This window comes from Solemya elarraichensis gill symbiont, assembly GCF_002021095.1.
GTDB lineage: Bacteria > Pseudomonadota > Gammaproteobacteria > Chromatiales > Chromatiaceae.
This window is the reverse complement of record NZ_MPRK01000246.1, coordinates 1-4,827: the sequence shown is the minus strand read 5'-3', so window position 1 is coordinate 4,827 and position 4,827 is coordinate 1. Positions and strand designations below refer to the sequence as shown.

Annotated in this window: 2 protein-coding genes and 1 pseudogene; all 3 read right to left on the bottom strand. The window is 52.0% G+C overall.

The window, feature by feature from the left end:
* Positions 1–2,384, bottom strand: a pseudogene (locus BOW51_RS09735) (type I restriction endonuclease subunit R); the annotation flags it as partial.
* Positions 2,338–3,657, bottom strand: a complete 1,320-nt coding sequence (locus BOW51_RS09730) for a restriction endonuclease subunit S (protein ID WP_135568228.1) — start codon at positions 3,655–3,657, stop codon at positions 2,338–2,340. The gene BOW51_RS09730 and the pseudogene BOW51_RS09735, both read right to left, overlap by 47 nt.
* On the bottom strand, positions 3,654–4,827 hold a 1,174-nt coding region (locus BOW51_RS09725; protein ID WP_153039644.1), incomplete at its 5' end, for an HsdM family class I SAM-dependent methyltransferase. The genes BOW51_RS09725 and BOW51_RS09730, both read right to left, overlap by 4 nt.

The window sequence follows — 4,827 nt, the reverse complement described above, 5'->3', positions numbered from 1 at the left end:
GCCATACCATCGCGGAGCATTTTCATCTTGTCGTTATACAGGCTCGTCGCCCCGCTGGTCGCGGCGTACAAAGCCTTGTGCTGCGGAGATTTGGTATGGGTAATATCGCGGATAGTCTTGAAGCGGGCTTCCTTGAATGCGGCTAGATCCTTCTCATCGTACAGTCCGTGCTCGTCAAGCCGTTCCTTGATTTCATAGACCACGTTGAGGTCTTGCACTTCATCAATATGCGCACCTTGGTCATAGGTCTCAAAGGCTGTGCGCACATTCTCCGGGTCGTTAACAAAGTCGATGATAAAGACTTCATCCTTTCCCAGCGCGATCCGGTTCAAGCGCGCAAAAGTCTGCACAATCTCCACATGGTTGGCGATCTTCTTATCCACATACATCGCCACTAGCTTGGGCTGATCAAAACCGGTCTGGAATTTGTCGGCAACCAGCATTACCCGGTACTCCGGACGGTCAAAGGCAAATCGCAAGTCCTGCCTCTTTACGTCTGGATTCATGCTTTGCTCGGTGAACTCCTCGTTCTCATCGACGATGAACACATCACCCTTGAACTCGCTGTCGTCCTGATGCATCACCTGCTTGCCGGTCATCTTGCCGGAGAAGGCCACCAGCGAGCGAATAAAGCCATACTGGCTGTGCTGCTCGATATATCGATCAAACGCCTTCTTGTAGCGAATGGCAGCGGCACGAGAATTAGTTACCACCATCGCCTTGGCTTTGCCATCCAGCCGGTGCGCGACGTTCTTGGTGAAATGTTCAATGATGAACTGCACCTTCTGGGTCACGTTGGTGGGGTGCAAGGCCATCCATTGCGCCAAAGCGCGTTTGGCAGCCTTGCCACTGACCCGTTTGCTATCCTCGATCTGTTTGGAGAGGTTAAAGGCCGTCTTGTAGGGCACATAGCCTTTGAGTACATCGAGAATGAATTTCTCCTCGATAGCTTGGCGCATGGTGTACTTGTGGAAAGCTTCAGGCGGGTTGTCATCCGATGCGGGCTGACTTGGATCAACCGGGCGGCCAAATAGCATCAGGGTGGAGTGTTTCGGCGTGCCGGTGAAGGCAAAGTAGCTAATGTTGTCTGGACGGGCGCGGGATTTTTGCAGTTGCTCCAGCAACTCATCCACCGTCATGGTAGACATCTTGCCCTGTCCGCTCATGCCCAGCGCCGCTTGCAGCTTGGCCGCCGTCGAGCCGGTTTGAGAGTTATGCGCCTCATCAATGATCACCGCAAAGTTTTTCCCCTTTAGGCTCTTGTCGGTGATGATGGCTTCCATCGCATAAGGGAAGGTCTGGATGGTAACCACCACAATCGGCGTCCCTGCTAACAGGGCTTCGGAGAGCTGTTTGCTCTTGGATTTAGAGGACTTCTGCCGGTCAATGGCAGCAATCACGCCAAACTGGTGGTCAATCTGTTTCACCACGTCCTGAAGTTGTCCATCCAGCACATTGCGGTCGGTGACAATGATGACGCTGTTGAACACCGCATCACCGTTGTCTTCACGCAGTTTCACCAGATCGTGTGCTGTCCATGAAATGGTGCTGGTTTTGCCCGAACCGGCGCTATGATCGGCAAGGTAGGTCATGCCCGCGCCGTTCTTGCGGGCATCGGCCAGCATTTCATTCACCGCTGTCCACTGGTGAAAGCGCGGGAAAATCAGCGTCTCTTTCTTCGACCAGTTGCCATGAATATCCACTACATCTTTTTTCTCGACATAGACAAAGCTATGAAAAATACGCAACCAGGCATCAGGCCGACAGACAGCCTCCCAGAAATACGCTACCGGGTATTCCTGGGTGCTATCGGGCTTTATCTCGCCAGGCGGGTTGCCAGCATGGACAGCGCCGTTTTCGTCTTCTCTGCCCTTATTGAACGGCAGGAAGAAGGTATTTTCACCATCCAGCTTGGTCGCCATCATGATTTCAGAATCCGACATGGCGAAATGCACGACTGCGCCGCGCTTGAAGGATAGGAGCGGTTCCTTGCGTTTGGTCTTCGGGTCATAAGGCAAACGGTCATTACGATACTGATCCATCGCCGCTTCGGCCGACTGGGTGAAGTCGGTCTTCAGTTCTACCGTTGCCACCGGCAGGCCATTGATAAACAGCACCAGGTCAATGGCAAATTCACGGGCAGGATGATACTTCAGTTCTGGAACAACGCGCAGGATATTGGCCTTGTAGCGGTCGATCACTGCTTGATTGCGCTTGTCTTCTGGCGCAGCCTCGGTCATCTCGATCAGGCCACAACCGGCAATCGCAAAGCCTTGGCGCAGTACCTGCATAGTGCCTTGCTTATCCAGCGCTTTTCCTAAGCGTTCCATCAGCACATCAAGCGTTTTGGCCCCGTTCAGCCGTTCTAGCTTTTCCCACTCCTCGCAAATCAATCTGGCCGGTCACGGCGGCAGTGATAAAGGCGGCGCGACGTTCTTTGAGTAGCGTTACGCTATGCTCTGTTTTCTTTGCTAGAGCATTAATTCGGGCGGTTTCCTGATCCAGGAATTTGGCAATACGCCTCTGTTCATCTAGCTCCGGCTGGGGAAGTTTGACTTGACGAAAATTCCCGTAGTTAAGGTCTTGTCCGTCGCGAATAAAGCTCGACGTAGCCTGCAACCCTTGTATGTATGACCCAGATTTGAACAGATAAGCAAAATAGTTCTTATCTGCGCCAGCTTCTGCTTGTATTACAACGTAGGAAGACCGAACGCAGCCACGAGCTTTTACCCTCTCAATACCACCTTGGAAGCTCCTCATGCTAATGACAAAATCGTCTAGCTCAACATGCTTGCGCTGTTCCAAGTTTTTTACTGCGTGAGTAACTTGTCGTCCTTCCAGTCGCTCATACTCGGCTAGAGGAATAACCCCATATTTTTGAGTCGCTGATAGATGCTGGTCGTCTTCGTGTGCTCGCTCTTTACTTTCGACAAATAGCCATGTGCTTGGAACGACCTCCCAATGTTCCGGAACCAGCCCAATCCACGGAACACCGGAATCCTTCATCTCAACGCTGTAATCCAGGCCCTTGGTGGCCGCATGGGTAATTAGCGCCTCGCGCTTTTCCTTAAGCAGTTCGATAAAGGAGGCTTTTTTCTGTATCAGTGCATCGATGCGGGCAGTTTCGCGGTCGAGAGTGGCCGCGATGGTGGCTTGTTCTTCAATAATTGGAGACAAGGGCATCGGGATGTTTCCAATGCCATCCCAATCGGCCCTCGGCATTTTGGCACCTTCGCATGTCGCTTCAATCTGCTGTGTTACCTCAAGGGTTAAAAGCCATTTTTGAAGTAGCTCTGGCAAGGCCCTTTCAGGCTGCAGAACTAAAAACTCCGTAGAGCAAATTCCTTTCGTATCAGCAATGATTGCTTTCCTTAGGTAAGGTCTAAGCTTTCCGTATAGCACCTGCCCCTTGTGAAATACTCCTACGGTAGAACTATCAAATTGCCTGGAACTTCCTTCGGTAGGACGGTATTTTCCCGACCCTGATTCAACATCCTCTAGGCCAATGTAGGTAGCATCCTCAGTTGCATCTGAGGTTCTAGCTTTGCTCAGTTTTGTGAACCTTTTTATGGGTATTACATCCCAGCGCTCTGGCACCTCCCCAATCCACTGAACACCGGAATCCCTGTACGCAGGATACGCTTTGTACTGGCTCATTCGCTTGCCACCTCTGCCAGCAGGTCGGCAATCTCCGCTTCCACCTGTTTCAGGTCGGCATCAATGTCGTGCAGTTTGCGCGGTGGCTGGTACTGGTAGAAAAAGCGATTGAAGTTAATTTCGTAACCGACGCGGCCAAGCTGTTTATCGTTCTCGTCGATAAAGCTTTCGTCGATATAAGCATCTGGCACATGCGGCAGCACTTCGCTAGCAAAGTAGTCCTGAATGCTCTCCAAATAGGGTACGTTCTCGTAATCAGTCAATACTGTATCGGGCACCAATTCGCCCTTCCCATCCGTGACCGGGTCGGCCTGCGGGTCTTTGTGGCCGAAGGCATTGATCAGGGCAGTGATAAAAGTCTTGTTGGCTTTAACCTTGAGCGCCTTGGCATCATCGGATTTGATGGTTTCCTTGGCAAACGTTTCTGACCATAGATAAGGCTGAGTTTGCCCCATTAGTGGTTTGAGCACTTCAAGCCAAAAGTCCTGATGGGAAGGTGTAAGCTTTCCCCAAGTTGCGTCCGCTTCCAGTCGTGCCAGTCCTGCTTCATCCAGCACCAGCTTCATGCGTAGTGGACGAAGCACCTTGATGCGGCGATAACCGAAAGTGCGGTAGTCCAGCATGCGGGAAAGCTCGTCAGTTTCACCGGCCGCGTAGATGTCCAGAATCTGATGGCGCTGCTCATCGCTGACAATTCGGCGCTTGTTACCTTCATTTTTGATGGGGGTCCACAGGCTGGTGGCGTTGCTCAATTGCACCTTGCCCTTGCGTTCTTCCAACTTCTTGTTGGATAAGATCCAAAGATAGGTCGCAATATTGGTGCGAAAGAACAAATCCGTTGGTAGCGCGATAATGGCTCCGACCAGATCATTTTCGAGTAGCCAACGGCGGATTTCCGATTCACCGGAGGCGGCGCCACCATTGATTGGCAGCTCCAACTTGCTTGCCAAGTGCATCAAAAACAGCATGGAGCCGTCGCTGATTTTAGGCAGGCCCGGCCCGAAGCGGCCCAGTTCACCTTTTTCTTTATGCTCAGTATCAACGGCTTTCTTGTCCTTCTCCCACTTCTTGCCGAAAGGGGGATTGGACAAGCAGTAGTGGAACCGCTCATCGGCAAACTGGTCGTTGGAGAGCGTGCTGCCCTGTCGAATGTTCTTGGATAGGTCGCGC

Excerpts from the sequence above, each read along its gene's own strand:
- BOW51_RS09730 (WP_135568228.1), bottom strand. The coding sequence starts at position 3,657 with ATGAGCCAGTACAAAGCGTATCCTGCGTACAGGGATTCCGGTGTTCAG.